The sequence below is a fragment of the Nocardia sp. NPDC058633 genome (assembly GCF_042717045.1).
In the GTDB taxonomy this organism is placed as follows: domain Bacteria; phylum Actinomycetota; class Actinomycetes; order Mycobacteriales; family Mycobacteriaceae; genus Nocardia.
Map to the genome: position 1 here is coordinate 1 of NZ_JBHXRA010000025.1, position 18,032 is coordinate 18,032.

An 18,032-nucleotide genomic window follows, 5' to 3' on the forward strand; every position below is an offset into this window, starting at 1 on the left:
GCGCCGTTGCGTACGCGACGAAGGAGCAAGCAACGGCGCCTGACCGGCGGCCCCTCAGGGCCGCGAACTCGAGCGCGCCAGCGCTCCAAAAACACAGCGTCAAACCTGCTTGGGACTACCAACCCCGGGCAATCCCCCACGCCACTGTCTCAACCGCGCAATCCCCCCACGCCACTGTCTCAACCGCGCAATCCCCCCACACCACTGCCTCAACCGCGCAATCCCCCCACACCACTGCCTCACCCGGGCAATCCCCCACACCGTTGGTCCACCCGGCAGCCCGCACACCGCCGCTTTACCCAGCCCGCACGCCACTACCGCACCGAGCAGCCGCGCAGCATCGCCTCACCAGACGGCCAATACCCCAAAGACTCGAGCACCCAGCCACCCCGAGCACCCCGTAGCCCCTGCCCTACAACGCGCGCATCCACCCATGCGTATCAGCGAAAGTCCCCCGCTGAATCCCGGTCAACGTATCGCGCAGCGCCATGGTCACCTCACCAGGCTCCCCACCCCCGATAGCGAACTCGCCTTCAGCCGACTTCACCCAGCCGACCGGCGTGATCACCGCAGCGGTCCCACAGGCGAAAACCTCGGTGATCTCCCCGGATTCGGCTCCCTTGCGCCATTCCTCCACCGAGATCTTGCGCTCCTGCACCGGGTAACCGGAGTCGGCGGCCAGCGTGAGCAACGAGTCACGAGTGATACCGGGCAGCAGCGAACCGGACAACTCGGGAGTCACCAGCCGAGCCTCGGAGCCGGCACCGAAAACGAAGAACAGGTTGTTGGTGCCCATCTCCTCGACGTAGCTGCGCTCGCAGGCATCCAGCCAGACGACCTGGTCACAGCCCTCGTCGGTGGCCTGCGCCTGCGCGAGCAGCGACGAGGCGTAGTTGCCCGCCACTTTCGCTTCACCGGTACCGCCGGGGGCGGCGCGCACGTATTCGGTCGACAACCACACCCGCACCGGCTTCACCCCGCGCGGGAAGTAGGCGCCGGCGGGTGAGGCGAGCAGCAGGTACTTGTAGGCCGAGGCGGGCTTCACGCCCAGGCCCGCCTCGGTGGAGAACATGAACGGCCGTAGGTACAGCGAATCCTCGCCACCGGCGGCGGGCACCCAATCGGCGTCGACGTCGAGCAGCTGTCGCACAGATTCGATGAACAGTTCCTCCGGCAGTTCCGCCATCGCCATACGCGCGGCCGACCGGCGGAACCGGGCGGCGTTGGCGTCGATCCGGAAGGTCGCGATTTCCCCGCCGGGCTGACGGTAGGCCTTGAGTCCTTCGAAGATCGCCTGGCCGTAGTGGAACACCATCGTCGCCGGATCCATCGAGAGCGGACCGTAGGGTTCGACGCGCGCATTGCCCCACTGGCCGTCGGCGAAATCGATCGACACCATGTGATCGGTGAAGAACCGTCCGAAACCGGGGGCCGCCAGTACCTCTTCCCGCCGCTGCGCCGGGGTGGGCGCGGGATGCGGGGTACGAGTGAACTGTGCAGCGACTGTCATGATGCGATCCTATCCGGGCCGATTTCGTACTGTCTCGCCCCACTGCCGGGAGTTGTCTCCGCTGTGGGGAACTTACTCAGCGTGGGGTACTACTTCGTCCTGGTGTCGACGAAGGGCGGCTTGACCACCGTCGCGCGCAGCTTGCGCCCGCGTACGTCGACTTCCACCTCGTCGCCGGGTTCCAGCTTCGCGTCGGTGTCGAGCAGCGCCAGTGCGATGCCGACCTTCAGCGAGGGGGAGAACGTCCCCGAGGTGGTCTCGCCGACCGGCTCGCCGTCGCGCAGCACGGTCTGGCCCTGCCGCAGCACGCCACGATCCAAGGCTTTGAGCCCCATCAGGGCGCGCCGCGGGCCGTCGGACTTCTCCTGCTCGAGCGCGGCCTTGCCCCAGAACCGCGGCTTCTTCCAGCCGACGGCCCAGCCGGTGCGGGCCTGGTTGGGGGTGATGTCGAGGGACAGTTCGTGTCCGTGCAGCGGGTAGCCCATCTCGGTGCGCAGGGTGTCGCGCGCGCCGAGCCCGGCCGCCTGTCCGCCTGCCGCCTCGACCTGCGCGATCAGCGCGCGGAACACCGGCTCCGCGGCGTCCCAGGTGGGCAGCAACTCGTAGCCGTGCTCGCCGGTGTAGCCGGTCCGGCACACCCGCACCGGGCGGCCCTTCCATTCGGCGTCGGCGTAGGCCATGTATTCCATCTCGGTGGGCAGCCCGAGCGCGGTCAGCACCTCGGTGGCCTTGGGCCCCTGCACCGCGAACACCGCGTAGTCGCGGTGCTGGTCGGTGACGGTGATCCCCGCGGGCGCCACTTCGCGCAGCTCGGCGACCACCGCGGCGGTGTTGGCCGCGTTCGGCACGAGGAACACCTCGTCGTCGCTGACGTAGTAGGCGATCAGGTCGTCGATCACGCCGCCGTCTTCGGCACAGCACAGCGTGTACTGCGCCTTGCCCGGCCGGATCCGACCCAGGTCGTTGGTCAGTGCCGAGTTCACGAACGCCGCGGCCCCCGGGCCCGCGACCGTCGCCTTGCCGAGGTGGCTCACATCGAAGAGCCCGACCGTGGTGCGGACCGCGGTGTGCTCGCCGACCGTGCCCGCGTACTGCACCGGCATCTCCCACCCACCGAACGGAGCGAAGGTGGCGCCGAGTTCGACATGAACAGCGTGGATGGGGCCCTCGAGCAGCGCGGTGTCGGTCATGGGACGAGTTTATCGGTCCCGTACCGGCCGGCGAATCGGCACCGTGCCCCTGCAATTGGGGGGCGTCCGCAGGGTTCGTTTTTCCCGATTCGGTGCGAGGATCGACGGCATGATCGTTCGCAGAATCGCCGCGGGCACCGTGTTGGTCGCCGCTTCCTTGTTCGTCGCCACACCTGTCGCGCAGGCCGAGACCGGCAGCGGCGGTTCGGGTTCCTCCTCGATCGACATCGGCTGCCTCCTCTAAGCGCTCCAGGGGATTCCGCCCACCGCCGACTGCAACCCGCCCTCGATCCCGGCGTAGTAGGAACGCTCTCCGCCGACGGCGCTCCACCCTTGCCATCGAGGGGTGCAGGGGTGGCGCTGTTGGAGTCCAAAGAGTCTGATGCCCAACGGCTGTAGGGTTCCTACTGTGAGTGAGTTGCCCCGAGCCCGGTTCAGTCATGTCGCCCGGATGGACGACGCGATGAGCCGCGCGGTGTCGCGTATTCCGGAAACAGCGGTCGACCGCGGCATGCTGCGGTTGACCCGATCGGCCAACACCGGCGGGCTGTGGCTGGCGGTGGCGGCGGCGCTCGCGGTGAAGCCCGGTCCGCCCCGACGGGCTGCCCTGCGCGGCGTCATCGCGCTGAGCGGCAGCAGTTTCGTCGTCAACCTCGTACTCAAGACGCTGATCCCGCGTCGACGGCCACCGGCCGAACTGATGCCGCTGGGCCGTCGACTCGTCGCCGCCCCGGTGTCGTCGTCGTTCCCGTCCGGCCACAGCGCCAACGCCGCCGCCTTCGCCACGGCCGTGGCCCTGGAGAGCCCGCGTACCGCACTCGCCGTGGCGCCGGTGGCCGCCGCGGTCGCCTATTCGCGCATCCACACCGGCGCGCACTGGCCCTCCGACGTGCTGGTCGGCGCGGGCGTGGGCACCGCGATCGCGCTGACCACCCGCCGCTGGTGGCCGATCCGCGAATCCGACGAGGCCGACGCGCACGTCGTGCACGGCGCCCCGATTCTCGCCGACGGCAAAGGCCTTCTGCTGCTGGTGAATCCGCGCTCGGGCGACTCCAACTACGACCCCACCACCGATATCGCCGAGGCACTGCCCGCGGCGACACTGGTGCGCACCGAACCCGGCCGTGACGCGGTCGAACTGTTGCAGGAAGCCCTCGACGACGCTGTCGGCGACACCGCCTCGGATCGACCGTCCGACGAGCGCGCCGACACGGCGGGCACGGCCGACGATCGCGCCTCGATCCTCGCGGTCGGCGCGGCGGGCGGCGACGGCACCATCGCCGCGGCGGCCGCCATCGCGATCCGCAACAACCTGCCCTTGGTCGTCATCCCCGCGGGCACCCTGAACCACTTCGCGCGCGACCTCGGCGTCTACGACCTGCGCGAGGTCGCCGACGCCACCGGCGCGGGCGAAGCCGTCGAAGTCAACATCGCCGCGGTCGACTTCGAAACCCCCGACGGCCCGTACACCCACCACCTGATCAACACCGCCAGCATCGGCGCCTATCCGGAACTGGTGCGCCTGCGCGAGAAGTGGGAGGACCGCTGGGGCAAATGGCCCGCGTTCGCCGCCGCTCTCGTCGTCACCCTGCGCAGAGCGGAGCCGATCCACATCCGCCTCGACGACCGCTGGCACGACATGTGGTTCCTGTTTATCGGCAACGGCCCCTACCATCCGCACGGCGCCGTGCCCGCCTTCCGCTCCCGCCTCGACGAGGGCCTGCTCGACGTCCGTTGGCTGCGCGCCGATGTCCGTTTCTCCCGCACCCGCGCCGTCATCGCCCTGATGCTCGCCGCCATCGGCCACAGTCGCGTATACGGCGAACGCCAGATGCAGGAGCTCACCATCACCTCGAAAACCCCGGTCGCCGTCGCCGCCGACGGCGAAGTGGTCGGCATCGCCACCACTTTGCGCTTCTCCGTCGCGGGGCGGATCCCGGTCTACCGCCGCAACGAGGACAATCCCCGCTGGGAGGACCGACCCCGCCCGCACCACCGCCGCCCGCTCGCCTGGCTCACTGACCGCCGCCGCTGACTCACAAAGCCGTCTCGTCTCGATCACCATCGCCCACAACACCCTTGCGCCCCGCACCACCGGTGCCGAGGATGGATGGATGAGCTCGCCGGACGGGGGACGTCCGATCACCGACACCGAGGCCGCCCGGCGCTGGGACCCATGGACCCCGAGCGTGGTCGCCGCCCGGCTCGCCGCCTGCCCCACCCCGTGGGGCATCGCGGGCGGCTGGGCTCTCGATCTGTTCGCGGGCGCCGTCTCCCGGGCCCACGACGACATCGAGATCACGGTCCCGCGAGCAGATTTCCCCCTCATCGCCGCGGCTTTCCCCGAGTACGAATGGGACGTCGTCGGCAGCGGGCAGCTCTGGCCCTATCCCGCGGCCGCGACCCGACCCGACCTCCACCAGACGTGGCTACGCGACCCCTTCACCGGCGCCTTCCATCTCGACGTCTTCCGCGAGCCGCACGACGGCGATACCTGGATCTGCCGCCGCGACCCCACCATCACTCTCCCGTACGCCGAACTCATCCGCACCACCCCCACCGGCATCCCCTATCTGATTCCCGAGGTCGTGCTGCTGTTCAAGGCAAAAGCCCACCGCCCCAAGGACGATGCCGACTTCCGGCGCGTGCTCCCGCTGCTCCCCGACCAGCGACTGGCTCGTCTGAACTCCTGGCTGACCCAGCTCTACCCCGACCACCCGTGGCTCACCCGCACCTGCGCGAACACCGTCGAATCACCCCCGCGGTAGTACGGCCGCCGAATTCAGTCGGCCGCTCGACACCAATCTCTGCGATAGTCGGCCCAATCCCGCGGTGTGGCAGCGAAATCCACGTACATCGCCACACCGAAATTCGCCCGGTTCACCTCGGTGCGAGTCAGACCGAGACGGATCCCCCGCACCGCCGCGGCGACGGTCTCGGCGGCCCCGTGATGGCCCGGGTCGTCGGCCCAGAACGCGGGGGCTCCAATCAGCAGGTCGACCCCCGTAGGCGTCACTTCGGCGGCCAGCTCGGTCTGCTGTGCCACATACCCGCTGTACAGCGCTCGCGTCGGCATCGCCGTGTCGTACGACATCACGGCCACCTGGTCGGCCCGACGTGCCACCTCGGCGAAATAGGCCTGACTCCACCACTTCCCGTGGTCGGCGACCGCCAACCCCACCGAATGCAGTCCCGGTAGCGGATCGATCACCGGGGCCGACACCGACAGTGGCACGTGGGCCGCCGATGTCACGGTCCGCGTCGCCTCGAGCAGCGCGAGGAAGCCCGGCGATCCCGAGCGGACGGGTTCGAGGTCGTAGTGCACGCCGTCGAATCCGTAGGCGAGCACCCGGCGTGCCGAGGCCACCACCCGCTCACGCGAGACCGCCGATTCCACGTCCAGCCCATCGAATTCGGGCTGCACGACGTCGCCCAGCCAGGACTGCACCCGAATTCCCGGTAATCGCGCGTGCACCGCGTCGACGAACCATTGCGCGCGTGGTGCCAGATCGTCGCGCAGGCTTCCGTCGTGCTCCAACGGTCCGGTGTGCACGTACAGATCCCGAACTCCGGTACCTGCCAGCAGGGTCGCGAGCCCGTCGATGTCGGCGTCGGTCTTGCGCCCGTCCACCCAGGCGTGCCCGAGCCAGACCGCGTCCTTACCCCGGGTCCGCGCCTGTTCGGCCTGATCGCCGATGTTGTACACCAGCAATGCCGTCACCACCCCCGCCACCGGCAGCGACACCACCACCACCGAGACGAGCGCGATCACCACGCCACGCACCCACCACGACCGAGCCCGCCACTTCCCCCACATCACTCCCCCTAGTTTCGAGACCCCGATGCTACCGGCAGGTACCGACAAGCGAACTTCCGACAAATCACCCACCCATGAAACACTGTGCGCCGCTGTACAATTGAATGGAGCACAATGAAATACGTCGTAACCCTCGGTTCCGCTGCCGTCGCGGCCTTCGCCTTCGCGATCGCCACGCCGACCGTGGCGGGAGCGCAGCCCTCGAACTGCCACGACTCCTACACCCCCTGCCTACCCATCGTCAGCGACGTGGACTGCGAGGGCGGCAGCGGCAACGGCCCCGTCTACACCGGCCGCGTGCAGGTGATCGGACCCGACGACTACGGCCTCGACCGTGACGGGAACGGCATCGGCTGCGAGTGAACAGCACGAGGGGCGTGCGATGGACGACCATCGCACGCCCCTCGGGGTCGATCCTCAGCGGTTGCCTTCGGGCCCCCAGCCCTGATCACCGGGCTTGCCCAGATCAGGACCGTCGGGGTAGCCGGGACCACCGGAGCCCGGACCACCAGCGCCGGGGCCGCCGTAACCGGGTCCACCAGCGGGGCCGCCGTATCCCGGTCCGCCGTAACCCTGGCCACCTTCGGGGCCACCGTAACCCGGCCCGCCGTAACCCTGGCCACCTTGGGGACCGCCGTAGCCGGGTCCGCCATAACCCTGGCCACCTTCCGGACCGCCGTAACCCGGCTGCCCACCGAATCCGCCCGCGGGCCCGCCGTACTGCTGCGGGTAGCCCGGCTCAGGAGTCGCCGCCGCGCCCGCGACCGGCCCACCGGTGACAACCCGGTAGGCATAGGTCGAGGCGATGATCGTCAACGGAATGGTGACGAGCAGGCCGAGACCGCAGAGCAACGCACCCACGAGATTGATACCGAACAGCGCCAGCGCCAACAGCAACAGTGGGCCCGCGTTGCTGGAGATCGCCGAGAAACTCGACTTGATCGCGGTGACCGCGTCTTGATCGCGGTCGATCACGAACTGCATTGTCCACCAGGTGAAGAACGCGATGACCAGACCCGGCAGAATGCACAGCAGAACGCCGATGCCGGTCGCCAAACCCACGAGCAGGCCGGCCACGATCACCGCGCCCACATTCGTGAACTGGAAGAACGAACCGAATCCCGGCTTGCGCCCATCGGTTTCGTGCAGCGCGCCACGGACGAATGCCGCCGAGATCAGATATCCGACAATCGTGCTCACGATGGTGCCGATGATCTGCCACAGGCCGAACCCGAAACTGATCCCACCGTCGGCATCGGTCTCGGTGGTGTTACCGAGACCGAACAAGAAGTTGATCGCCGCCTGGATCAGGAACGAGATGACCACCATCCCGATCCACACCAGCGCATTGTCTTTGAATTTCGTCCACCCGTACCCGATGGCGTCGCCGACGCTGAGCGCCGGTCCCACCGGCGGATAGCCGGGCTGCTGCTGTCCATATGTCATCCGAATCGCTTCCCCTCATCGTTCGAGACGGCCGATGCCGCTCATATGAGTACTCCGATCCGACGTCACGGTCACGCCGACACTGCCGATCATGACATATGGAAAACGCTACTTGTCGGTGTTCTCGCGCTTCGGGAGTTTCCAGCCGGGTCGAGGAAAGTGGCAGGTGTAGCCGTCGGGGTAGCGGATCAGGTAGTCCTGGTGCTCGGGTTCGGCGTCCCAGAACGCGCTCGCCGGGGTCACCTCGGTGACGACCTTGCCCGGCCACAGCCCGGAGGCGTCGACATCGGCGATGGTGTCGAGCGCGATTCGGCGCTGATCGTCGTCGAGATAGAAGATCGCGGAACGGTAACTGTCACCGAGATCGTTGCCCTGCCGGTCCTTGGTGGTCGGGTCGTGGATCTGGAACAGGAACTCGAGCAGCGCGCGGTAATCGGTCTGCGCCGGGTCGTATTCGATCTCGACGGCCTCGGCGTGGCCCGGATGATTGCGGTAGGTCGGATTGTCGTTGGTCCCGCCGGTGTAGCCGACTCTGGTGGCCAGCACGCCGGGCTGACGACGGATCAGATCCTGCATGCCCCAGAAGCATCCACCGGCCAGAATCGCCTTACGAGTCTCACTCATACGTCCTCCTTCACGAGGGCTCAACGGTCGCACGAATCGACCAGAACCGCCTCTATGGAACACCGGTTTCGGCGACGGAATTCCCGTCAGTATTGTTGCCGCCCGAGCGCTACCACAGCAACGTCCACGTGCACTTTCATGTCCGGTGAGGAAGCAGGAGGAAGACGGCGCGATGCCACGGTTTGTCATTTCCCAGTGTTTGGCGATCGGATTGGCGACAACAGCTCTGATGGGGGCGGTGGTGGTGGGCAGCGCGGGGGCGCACCCCGGCGCCGACGACTCGATCGCGCAGGACGCGGCGCCCTGCGAACAGCGACGACAGGCGCGACAGAACGACCGGGGAGTCCGTGCGGCCACCCCGGCGGCGGCGGGGCAGATCGACGCCGTGCTGATCACCGCGAAGGATCGCAGGCCGATCGCGGGCGGCAAGATCGTCCTCACCGGCATCGACGCGTGTGGCGACAATATTCACCGGCACATGTCCACCGGGGCCAACGGCCAGGTGAGTTTCCGCGGGTTGCAACCCGGCCGTTACCAGCTCACCGCGTATCGCAGTGACTCGGCGGCGCAGTCGGTCACCAAGGCCGATGTCGACCTGTCGACGCCGTCGCTCAAGACGATCCAGTTCACTCTCGGTACCGCCGACTGATCCCGACGGGTCCGGGCGTTGCTGCCCGGCCCGAAACCTGTTGACCCCCAGCGCGGTCGCGTGTCCCGTGATAGAACTCACCCCAGAGTGACAAGGGGGGCTTTCCGCATGGAACCGACAGCCGAACAGCGGGCCGCGCTGGGAATGATCTGCGATACGTTTCTCCCCGGCGACAGCCTCGGATTGCCCGCGGCCACCGAGATCGGCGCGGTCGATACGATCTTCCGGATCCTGGGCCGCAATCCTCGTGAGGCCGACCACAAGCAGCTCGCAACGCTGTTGGGGCTGTGGGATTCTCGCGCCTTCGGCCTGCTCACAGGCAGCGGCTTGCGCCGGTTCTCCACGCTTTCCCAGCAGCGGCGCGAGGCCGCTCTGCTGCGCCTCGGCGATTCCGGCCTCGCGCCGGTCCGGGCGATCTTCCAGGCGCTCAAGCAGGCGTCACTGCTCGCCTACAACGTGAGCCCCGGTCCCACCGGGACGAATCCGCTGTGGAAGGAAATCGGCTACCCGGCGCCGGTCGGCCGCCTCGAGACCGCCCCGAAGCCATCGCTGTCGCCGCTGCGGTTCACCGAGTCCACCGCGCTCGACTGTGATGTCGTGGTGGTCGGCTCCGGCGCCGGTGGCGGCGCCGCGGCGGCGGTGCTGGCCGAATCCGGTCTCGACGTGATCGTGCTGGAGCGCGGTGACCACTACGACGACCAGGATTTCGGCACCGGCGAACTCGACGCCCTGACCAGCCTGTACGCACCGGGTCCCGCCGCATCGGCGGAGGGTCAGATCACCCTCGTCGCGGGCACCTGTCTCGGCGGCGGCACCGTGGTCAACTGGAGCACCTCGCTGCCCACACCCGACTCGATCCGCGCCGAATGGGCCGAAACCGGCGTCGCGCAGTTCGCCGAGGACGAGTTCGGCGACGCGCTGGCCGCGGTGCACCAGCGGATCGGCGTCACCGACCGCAGATCGCCGCTCTCGGCGCGCGACGGCATTCTCGAACGCGGCGCGCGGGCGCTCGGTTGGGACGTGGACACGCTGCCGCGCAACGTCAGCGATGCCTGTGACGCCGCGATCGAATGTGGGCGTTGCGGTTATGGATGCCGCCTCGGCGCCAAGCAATCGGCGACCAAGACCTGGCTCGCCGACGCGGCCGAGCACGGCGCCCGCCTGGTGGTCGATGCCGATGTCCGCGCGATCACCGTCACAGCGGGTCGAGCCGAATCGGTTTCTGCGCTCACCGCCACGGGCGTGGAGATCACGGTGCGTGCCAAGGCGGTCGTGGTGGCCGCGGGCGCGATCCAGACACCGGCGCTGCTGCGACGATCCGGCTTGGGCAACAAGAACATCGGACAGCACCTGCGCCTGCATCCGGCCGCCGCGGTCTTCGGCGTGTTCGAAGACGAGGTGCGCCCGTGGGAAGGCGCGTTGCAGGCGCGCATCAGCAGGCAGCACGCGAATCTCGACGGCAACGGCTACGGCGTGATCTACGAGACCGGTCCGGTTCACCCCGGCCTGGCCACGGGCTTCATGAGCTGGCGCGGCGCGGCGGCACATCGCGCCGCCATGCTCGATTTCGCCCGGACTACCTCCATCGGCATCATCACCCGTGACCGTGACCCCGGCACCGTCTCGATCGACAAGTCCGGCGAACCGGTGGTGAGGTACCGGCTCTCCGACTACGACGCCGAGCACCTGCACACCGGCATCGTCGGCGCCGCCTCCATCCTGGAAGCCGCGGGTGCGCAACGGATCTACTCCGGGCACCAGGCAGGCGTCTGCTTCGAACCCGGCACCCACGGCTCACTCGCCGCTTTCGACGCCGCCGCCAGGTCGGCGGGCTACGGCCCCGGCCGCTGCTCGATGGGCGCGTTGCACATCATGGGCTCGGCCCGCATGGGCGGCTCCGCCGACGTCTCGGCCGCCGACCCCGACGGCGCCACCTGGGACGTTCCCAACATCGTGGTCGCCGACGGGTCCACGTTCCCTTCCGCCCCCGGCGTGAACCCGATGGTCACCATCGAAGCCATCGGCTACATGAACGCGAAGCGGCTGGCCGCGCGGCTGACCTAGGAGCGTGCCCGCGATCGCTCAGTGCTCGGCGCGCACGCGATGTTTCGACAGATGGCTCAGGACAGCCTGATTCGCTTCCCAGCCGTCGGGGAACTTCACCGGGACCCCGAGATGGACCGGGTCGGCGGAAGGGTGCGCGTCGAGGAGTTCGGGGATGCCCGCCCGACCGACGAGGATGCAGGCGTGGCGGTGCCGGGAGGCCAGCACGCACAGTCGGCCCGCCTCTAGGTGGAAGGCGCTGGCGTCGCGGCGCCCCGACAGGGGGTGCAGCACGAGGGTGACGTCGTACTCGCGCCCTTGGAGCCGGTTGGCGGTGTCGACGGTGACGGGTTCGGCGCAGGTGCCACGCAGCGCGGTGCGGATGGCGTCGGCCTGGTCGCGGTGGGCGGTGCCGATCGCGACCCGGTCGGTGGTCACCGGATGGCTGCCGGACTCCGAGTGCGCGGTGGCGCCGCGTTCGACCAGGCGCGCGGCGATCGCCGCGATCGCCGCGACGGCCGCACGGTCGGTGCGCAAGGTGTGCCGGGCGGGCAATTCGTACCAGCCCCACCCCGATTCGGCCGCCTCCTCCAGCACCGTGTCGACCGGCCCGCCCATGCCCCGCGTCGTGAATTCCATGCGCCGGTCGCCGAATCCGGTGCCGGACTGGAATTCGGTGAAGGGGTAGAACGCCTTCGACACCACTGGCGCCGCGGTGGCGGGCAGCCGCCAGGACACGGGTAACCGGTGGGTGGGGATGTTGTCGTTGTTGGCGAGCATCACGCTGACGGCACTCATCGTCGGATCCCAGGTGAGGCCGGCCCAGCGCGCGGTTTCGACGGTCGCGAACGGATCGAGCTGCCCCGGGTCGCCCACGAACAGCCCGCGATCGAACCGATTCGCGATGCGCAACAACATGTCCGAGCGCATCTGATACGCCTCGTCGATGATGGCGTGCGACCAGCTGCCCTCGGTGATGGTGGCCCACTTGGCCGCGGTACCGATGACGATGGTGCGGTCGACCAGGTCGCCCGGCTGCTTGGCGACCCGCACGTTGCCGTGCCGGTCGACACGGTCGCTCACCACGTAGGCGGCGCTGGACAGCCGCCCGATCCGCAGCTCGGGGTCGGCGAGGGCCAAGCGGTCGATGAGGTCGTCGACCTGCTCGTTGGTCTGGGCGACGATCATCCGCTGGTCGCCGTCCTCGGCGAGCTGGCGGGCCGCGCGCACGACGAGCGTGGACTTGCCCGCTCCAGGCGGGGAGTCGACCACGATCGCGCGATGGCTCTCCTCGCGCAGGTCGGTGAGAATTCCCGCGACGGCCTCGTCCGGAGTGGTCACTGGAGTTCTTCTCCCTCATCGTCGCTGGGCGGCGTCCATTCCGGTGGCGGACCGCCGTGGGTCCACGGAGTCTCCTCGCGCGCGGGCAGATTCAGCATCCCGTTGAACGGCGTCGGTCTGAAGCGAGCGAAACCGAGGTCATCACCTTCCTCCGGAACGCTTCCGGGCTCAGCGATGAGTTTGCGACCCATGCCACCGGACAGTTCCAGAACCATGTTGTCACCGTCGATGTCGACAACCAGCCCGATCTGCTTCGGTCGTTCGACGCACGTCAGTTCCTCGCCGACCACCGCGATGAACGGATCGGTGGTGCGAATGTGGATGTGCGGGCGCAGTTTCGGGCGCGACCCCGAACGGTCGAGGCGCTCCGGTTCACTGTGCACGACGGTGCCACGGAATGCTGCGCCACTCACCCGATGTTCGAGCATGCGCAGCGGATCGTCGAAAGCACACTGGGCCTGCAGCGCTTCCGAAGCCCGTTCACGTTCCAGCAGCCTGCGCACCGCGGGCACCGCGGAATCGCGGCGGGCCTGCGGAATCCCCTCCATCACATCGGCGGCGAAGCGGGAGAACGCACCGCGATCATCGGTCCACCGATTCTCGACGCTGGCCCCTTCCGGCAGCGCGCTCAGCAGATCGATCGAGCGCCACATCAGTCGCCAGGTGGGTTCGAGCTGGGCACGCAGCGAACGCTCGAGTCGTTCGGCCGCGACAGATCGCGCGGACTCGTCGAGCGCGGCGTTGTAGGCGGCGATCAACGGCGCGAGTTCTTCGTTGTCGAATCCGGGATCGGTGGCCGGGCCGGCGGGCGGCGACAGCAGCGGATCCTCCGCCAGGGCAGCCGCTTCCGCGCCGGTCAGCCCGGGCGGCGGATCGATCCACCCGAGCAGCGCCGCGAGGTTGCCGTCTTCGAGAGTGGACTGACCCGATGCCCAGTGCGCCGACAGCGCCGCCGTCATCGCGGGCAACACCGCCGACCCGGGATGTTCGGCCCGATCACCGAACCAGGTGAGCCACCGCCCGAGCAACGGAATCGACTCCGGCACCGGATTGTCGCCGTCGACGCGGTGGAACCGCACCGACCGTCCCAGCAGTTTCAGGAAGTTCACGCCGCCGGGATTGGGTGTCCACACCTGTGGCGCGTCGAGACAGCGCGTGTAGGTCTCACCCGCTTTGCTGGTGAGCTCCTCGGTCTCGACGAGAAATGTCGAAAGATAGGGCAGCACAACATCAGCCAGTTGCTCGATGAACCGCAGGCGCAGCACGCGGTCGCGAGGCTGCGGCACGGTCAGGACGTTCTGGTCCCCGAGCGAAGTGCCGATCATGATCGCCACCGGCGCCGCCGCCTCCCCCGCCAGCCGCAACGGGACTGCGACCAGCGGCCGCTCGGCGAGATGAATGTGGCGCACCGCCGCGGTCGCCTGCGCGCGACCCGCCCGCACGGCCTCGGCCTTGGCCAGGGCCGCCAGCACGCTCATCCGGCGATCTCCCAGCGCAGCCGATGGGCGGTCCGCAGCATGGCGGTGATGTCGGCGTGCTCGGGGCCTGGCTCCAGTGTCCCGTCGGCCAAGCCGAGAACAGTGTGGATGTTGTCGATACCACCGACCACATCGCACACCCCACGACCGAGCGCGTCCACCGAACCGCAGGTACGGGCCTCGTCGCGACAGGCGAAGGCGAGCTCACAACTCGACATGCACTCGGGCGCGTAGCGCGCCGGGATGGCGGCGATCGTCTTCTCGAGGTTCTCCCCCGGCGCGAAGGTGGCCTCGGGCGGCAACAGGTCGAGCAGGTCGGGAATCGCGGTGAGCCTGGTCAATTGGCGCGACACCACGGCGAGTTGTTTGCGCAGATCCACCAATTCGGCGGTCGGCCTGTTCGAGAAGTCCTTCGCGCACACCAGAATCACATTGTGCGACACGATCTCCGGTGACTCACCGATCTCGGCCATCAATTCGCGCAAGGCGATCACGTACACCGCCGACTGACGCGCGGCCGCCGCCACCTGCGCCGGATCGGCCTGTCCGTCGATCACCGGGAAGGCCTTGACCTCCACCACATGGAACTTGCCGTCCACCTGCACGGCCACCACATCGGGTTCGAGATAGGCGGTGGCACCGGCGATATCGAGTCGCAGCATGGGGTGATCGAACAGCGTGCCGTCGCCCGCCGCGATCGTGCTCTTCAACAATTGCCTCGTACGTTGATAACGCACCGCGTTGCCGGTGTTCTCCCCGACCGAATTCAGGTCGTGGTAGGCCACTTCGGGAATGGTGAGGCCCAGTTTGTCGCGCAACAGGGCGAGCAGCTCCGCACAGCCGTTCGCCTTCACCATCGCCTCGAAGGCATTGCCACGGGTGATCGCGAACTGGGACTGACCGAATTGCGGGGGAAAGCCCAACGATTGGGCGATCACGGTTTTGTCCACCGCCGCCGCGTCGAGCAGGGCGCGGCGGGCACATCCGGGATTAGCCGTCAGCGCGGCGATAGTGCGGGCATTGTGCCTGGTCGCGGGGGCTTCGCCGCGCAACTCGTCCAACTGTGCTGCGAGAGTGCTCATTTCACCTCGATTCGTCGCCGGTCGGCTACGCCGAGCCGAACACCGAATAGTTGTGCGGCCGGATCCGCCAGCTGATCCGCCGCCCGACGCGCGGCCATCGAGCGCTGCCGAGCGTCCTCGTCCTCGTGCACCGCCAGCTCACGCCGCGCGGCCTCGATGACCTTCGCCGGGTCGAGCGAATCCGGAGCGCTGGAGATACCGGGAATCGACACCGCGAGCCGCCACAGTACGCGCAAACCGGACGTTCGCACCGCAGGCTGCGCCGAAAGATGTTCCGCCAAGCGAACAGCGGAGACCAGCAGCCCCACCCGCGGACTCAACGGACCGACCATCCGCCGTTCCAGCGGCCACGAACTCACCGCCATCAAGCCGCGGGCAGGAGCGAGCAGATCGGTGGTGAGCGCCGCGCACAGGTAGTACGGGCGCGCGTACGGCGCCGACCGGAAGGAACGTTCCTCGTCGCGGCGCAGACTCGTCAGCCGGGCGGGCAGGAGTTCACCGGAGAAGAACGCGTCATGCGTGGCGAGCACGAGTTTCGGCGAAGACGGCACCGACAGCAAGGTCAGCGCGCGATGCACATGTTCACGCACCGGCACACCCGGCGCGTCCGAGGCCTCTTCCGGAACCGACCCGAGAACCGCCGCGTCCCAGGCCAACTCGGCCTTGCGCAATTCGGCACGCAATTGCCGAGCCCCGGCCCGATCCCCACCGGCGGCCGCGCGCCGCACCTCGGCCCGCAAACCGGAGATGCGCACCTCCAGCTCCTCAGCCGAGTCCGTCACGAGACGGAGCGTATCCACAGCTACCAGTATTGTCCAGTAATTCCCAGTATTTCCGCGACCGGCGCGAGCCGCCGAGTGTGCGCGGCTCACCGCCACACACCCGGACTCGTGATGCGAGCCCCGAAAGCGAACGAATAACCTGGGGCAATGACAGCTGTTGCAGATCGTTCACTCGGACCGGAATTGGCGCGCACCGAAACCATTGCCGCGGACACCGATGTGCTGGTGATCGGGTTGACATCCTCGGAGAACGGACCGGCCATCGTCCCCGCCGACCTGTTCGGCGACGTGCTCACCGCCGAGGTTCGCGCGGAACTGCTGGACGCGCTCGGCTCGGTCGGCGCCAAGGGCAAGCCCGAGGAGCTCACCCGGGTGCCCGCACCGTCGGCACTGGCCGACGTCACCAGTGTGCTCGCCGTCGGCCTCGGCGCCGCCGACAAGATCGACGCCGAACAGGTGCGCCGCAGCGCCGGTGTCGCCGGACGCGCGCTCAGCGGCACCGAACTCGTCGCCACCACCCTGTCCGGCATCGATCTCGGTGCCGCCGCCGAAGGTTTCTACCTCGGCGCGTACACCTTCTCCACCTTCAAGTCCAAGAGTGCGCCCAAGCCGGACGAGCGTCCGGTGGTCCGCGTCGAATTGCTCGTCCCCGAACCCGAATTCGGCACCCTCGAACTGCTGCGCGCCCAGCTGGTGGCCGAGGCCATCGCCACCGCCCGCGATTTCGTCAACACCCCGCCGAGTGCGCTCTACCCGGCCGAGTTCGCCGATCGGGCTCGCGTCCTCGCCGAGGGCGCGGGTCTCGAGGTCGAGGTGCTCGATGAGAACGCGCTCGCCGCGGCCGGTTACGGCGGGATCATCGGCGTCGGCCAGGGCTCCTCGCGTCCGCCGCGACTGGTGCGGATCACCTACGCGGGCGGTCCGAAGAAGATCGCGCTCGTCGGCAAGGGCATCACCTTCGACACCGGCGGCATCTCGATCAAGCCCGCCGCCAACATGGAGAACATGACCTCCGACATGGCGGGCGCCGCGGCGGTCATCGCGACCGTGCTGCTGGCCGGGCGTCTCGGCCTGCCCGTCACCGTCACCGCCACCGTGCCGATGGCCGAGAACATGCCATCGGCTACCGCGCAGCGCCCCGGCGACGTGCTCACCCAGTACGGCGGCACCACCGTCGAGGTCATCAACACCGACGCCGAGGGCCGGCTCATCCTGGCCGACGCCATCGTGCGCGCGGTCGAGGACGATCCCGACTACCTGATCGACGTCGCCACCCTCACCGGCGCCCAGATGGTCGCCCTCGGCACCCGCACGCCGGGCGTGATGGGCACCGAGGAATTCCGCGACCGCGTCGCCGCGACCTCGCGTGCGGTCGGCGAGAACGGCTGGGCCATGCCGCTGCCCGCCGAGCTGCGCGCCGACCTCAACTCCAAGGTCGCCGACCTGGCCAATGTCGCACCGCACCGCTGGGGCGGCATGCTCTCGGCCGCGCTGTTCCTCAAGGACTTCGTCCCCGAGGGTGTGCAGTGGGCCCACCTCGATGTCGCAGGTCCGGCCTACAACACCGGTGGCCCGTTCGGCTACATCGGCAAGGGCGGCACCGGCGTCCCGGTGCGCACGCTGATCACCGTGATCGAGGAGATCGGCGCGCAGTAGTCACTCCTCCAGTTCGGCTTCGCGAGCCCGCCGCTGCTCGATGCGGCGGCGGGCATCGAAGTCGCGCATGCGTTGCGGATAGCCGGTCCGGTTGACGTCGTAGACCGGAACCTTCAACGCGCCTGCCAACCGCCGCGCGCCTTTCTCCCCGACGATGCGCCGGGTCCATTCGCCGTCCGCGGCCACCAACACCGCTGTGACATCGGTCACAGTCGTTTTGGGTTCGACGAAAGCTTCGACGCCGCGGCGCGTCCGCGCCCAGTCCGCCAACGCGCTCACCTCCGACGCGCTCTCGCGAGCGCCTGACCTGCTCGCACCGCGCCCACCGCGGAAACGATCCAGCAAACCCATCCGGCTCGACCTCCTACATTCCGGCGGAATTCTGCTCACCGCCGTACATTCCATGGTGCCAGC

Annotated in this window: 17 protein-coding genes; 7 read left to right on the forward strand and 10 right to left on the reverse strand. The window is 68.6% G+C overall.

Translation table 11 applies throughout. The annotated features are described in order from the left end of the window. Positions 1-412: 412 nt before the first annotated feature. Both ACFWUR_RS27055 and gcvT read right to left on the reverse strand, forming a co-directional pair. The gene (locus ACFWUR_RS27055) at positions 413-1,510 is read right to left on the reverse strand and encodes a branched-chain amino acid aminotransferase (RefSeq protein ID WP_378910541.1); all 1,098 of its coding nucleotides are present in this window, start codon (positions 1,508-1,510) and stop codon (positions 413-415) included. A gap of 89 nt (positions 1,511-1,599) precedes the next feature. Beyond that, positions 1,600-2,700: a glycine cleavage system aminomethyltransferase GcvT gene (gcvT, locus tag ACFWUR_RS27060; RefSeq protein WP_378910542.1), complete on the reverse strand. Its 1,101-nt coding sequence runs from the start codon at positions 2,698-2,700 to the stop codon at positions 1,600-1,602. Positions 2,701-2,809: 109 nt separating this feature from the next. Here gcvT and ACFWUR_RS27065 point away from each other — a divergent pair, with 109 nt between their 5' ends. From ACFWUR_RS27065 to ACFWUR_RS27075, 3 genes are all read left to right on the forward strand, one after another. Beyond that, on the forward strand, positions 2,810-2,944 hold the full coding sequence (locus tag ACFWUR_RS27065) for a hypothetical protein (protein ID WP_378910543.1): 135 nt from the start codon (positions 2,810-2,812) through the stop codon (positions 2,942-2,944). 165 nt (positions 2,945-3,109) lie between these two features. Then, the gene (locus tag ACFWUR_RS27070) at positions 3,110-4,735 is read left to right on the forward strand and encodes a phosphatase PAP2 family protein (RefSeq protein WP_378910544.1); all 1,626 of its coding nucleotides are present in this window, start codon (positions 3,110-3,112) and stop codon (positions 4,733-4,735) included. A gap of 79 nt (positions 4,736-4,814) precedes the next feature. Continuing rightward, complete coding sequence (locus ACFWUR_RS27075) at positions 4,815-5,468, forward strand: nucleotidyltransferase domain-containing protein (protein WP_378910545.1); 654 nt, start codon at positions 4,815-4,817, stop codon at positions 5,466-5,468. A gap of 14 nt (positions 5,469-5,482) precedes the next feature. Here ACFWUR_RS27075 and ACFWUR_RS27080 read toward each other — a convergent pair whose 3' ends face one another. Further along, positions 5,483-6,517: a hypothetical protein gene (locus ACFWUR_RS27080; RefSeq protein ID WP_378910614.1), complete on the reverse strand. Its 1,035-nt coding sequence runs from the start codon at positions 6,515-6,517 to the stop codon at positions 5,483-5,485. A gap of 114 nt (positions 6,518-6,631) precedes the next feature. Here ACFWUR_RS27080 and ACFWUR_RS27085 point away from each other — a divergent pair, with 114 nt between their 5' ends. Further along, positions 6,632-6,880 carry a hypothetical protein gene (locus tag ACFWUR_RS27085; protein WP_378910547.1) on the forward strand — a complete coding sequence of 83 codons (249 nt, stop codon included), beginning with the start codon at positions 6,632-6,634 and terminating at the stop codon, positions 6,878-6,880. Between the two features lie 54 nt (positions 6,881-6,934). On the opposite strand, the gene ACFWUR_RS27090 is transcribed toward ACFWUR_RS27085, so the two are convergent. Both ACFWUR_RS27090 and msrA read right to left on the reverse strand, forming a co-directional pair. After that, positions 6,935-7,963 (reverse strand): hypothetical protein, encoded by a 1,029-nt coding sequence (locus ACFWUR_RS27090; protein WP_378910548.1) that lies wholly within the window; start codon positions 7,961-7,963, stop codon positions 6,935-6,937. Between the two features lie 108 nt (positions 7,964-8,071). After that, positions 8,072-8,587: a peptide-methionine (S)-S-oxide reductase MsrA gene (gene msrA / locus ACFWUR_RS27095; RefSeq protein WP_378910549.1), complete on the reverse strand. Its 516-nt coding sequence runs from the start codon at positions 8,585-8,587 to the stop codon at positions 8,072-8,074. Positions 8,588-8,732: 145 nt separating this feature from the next. Between msrA and ACFWUR_RS27100 the strand changes: the two genes are divergently transcribed. Both ACFWUR_RS27100 and ACFWUR_RS27105 read left to right on the forward strand, forming a co-directional pair. Beyond that, a complete protein-coding gene (locus tag ACFWUR_RS27100; RefSeq protein WP_378910550.1) occupies positions 8,733-9,236 on the forward strand; it encodes a carboxypeptidase-like regulatory domain-containing protein in 504 nt (167 codons plus the stop codon). 108 nt (positions 9,237-9,344) lie between these two features. Then, entirely contained in the window at positions 9,345-11,300 is a 1,956-nt protein-coding gene (locus ACFWUR_RS27105) for a GMC family oxidoreductase (RefSeq protein ID WP_378910551.1), read from the forward strand. An 18-nt stretch (positions 11,301-11,318) separates the two neighbouring features. Here ACFWUR_RS27105 and ACFWUR_RS27110 read toward each other — a convergent pair whose 3' ends face one another. From ACFWUR_RS27110 to ACFWUR_RS27125, 4 genes are read right to left on the reverse strand one after another with little or no spacing between them, the layout of a single operon-like run. Then, a complete protein-coding gene (locus tag ACFWUR_RS27110) occupies positions 11,319-12,620 on the reverse strand; it encodes an AAA domain-containing protein (RefSeq protein WP_378910553.1) in 1,302 nt (433 codons plus the stop codon). After that, positions 12,617-14,098: a hypothetical protein gene (locus tag ACFWUR_RS27115; protein ID WP_378910554.1), complete on the reverse strand. Its 1,482-nt coding sequence runs from the start codon at positions 14,096-14,098 to the stop codon at positions 12,617-12,619. Before ACFWUR_RS27115 ends, ACFWUR_RS27110 begins: the two co-directional genes overlap by 4 nt. Continuing rightward, on the reverse strand, positions 14,095-15,180 hold the full coding sequence (locus ACFWUR_RS27120; protein WP_378910555.1) for a hypothetical protein: 1,086 nt from the start codon (positions 15,178-15,180) through the stop codon (positions 14,095-14,097). Before ACFWUR_RS27120 ends, ACFWUR_RS27115 begins: the two co-directional genes overlap by 4 nt. Continuing rightward, on the reverse strand, positions 15,177-15,962 hold the full coding sequence (locus ACFWUR_RS27125; RefSeq protein ID WP_378910557.1) for a hypothetical protein: 786 nt from the start codon (positions 15,960-15,962) through the stop codon (positions 15,177-15,179). Before ACFWUR_RS27125 ends, ACFWUR_RS27120 begins: the two co-directional genes overlap by 4 nt. Positions 15,963-16,109: 147 nt before the next feature. Here ACFWUR_RS27125 and ACFWUR_RS27130 point away from each other — a divergent pair, with 147 nt between their 5' ends. After that, positions 16,110-17,618, forward strand: coding sequence for a leucyl aminopeptidase (locus ACFWUR_RS27130; RefSeq protein WP_378910559.1), 1,509 nt, complete (start codon positions 16,110-16,112; stop codon positions 17,616-17,618). On the opposite strand, the gene ACFWUR_RS27135 is transcribed toward ACFWUR_RS27130, so the two are convergent. Beyond that, the gene (locus ACFWUR_RS27135; RefSeq protein ID WP_378910560.1) at positions 17,619-17,969 is read right to left on the reverse strand and encodes an oxidoreductase; all 351 of its coding nucleotides are present in this window, start codon (positions 17,967-17,969) and stop codon (positions 17,619-17,621) included. It abuts the gene before it with no gap. Between the last annotated feature and the right edge of the window lie 63 nt (positions 17,970-18,032).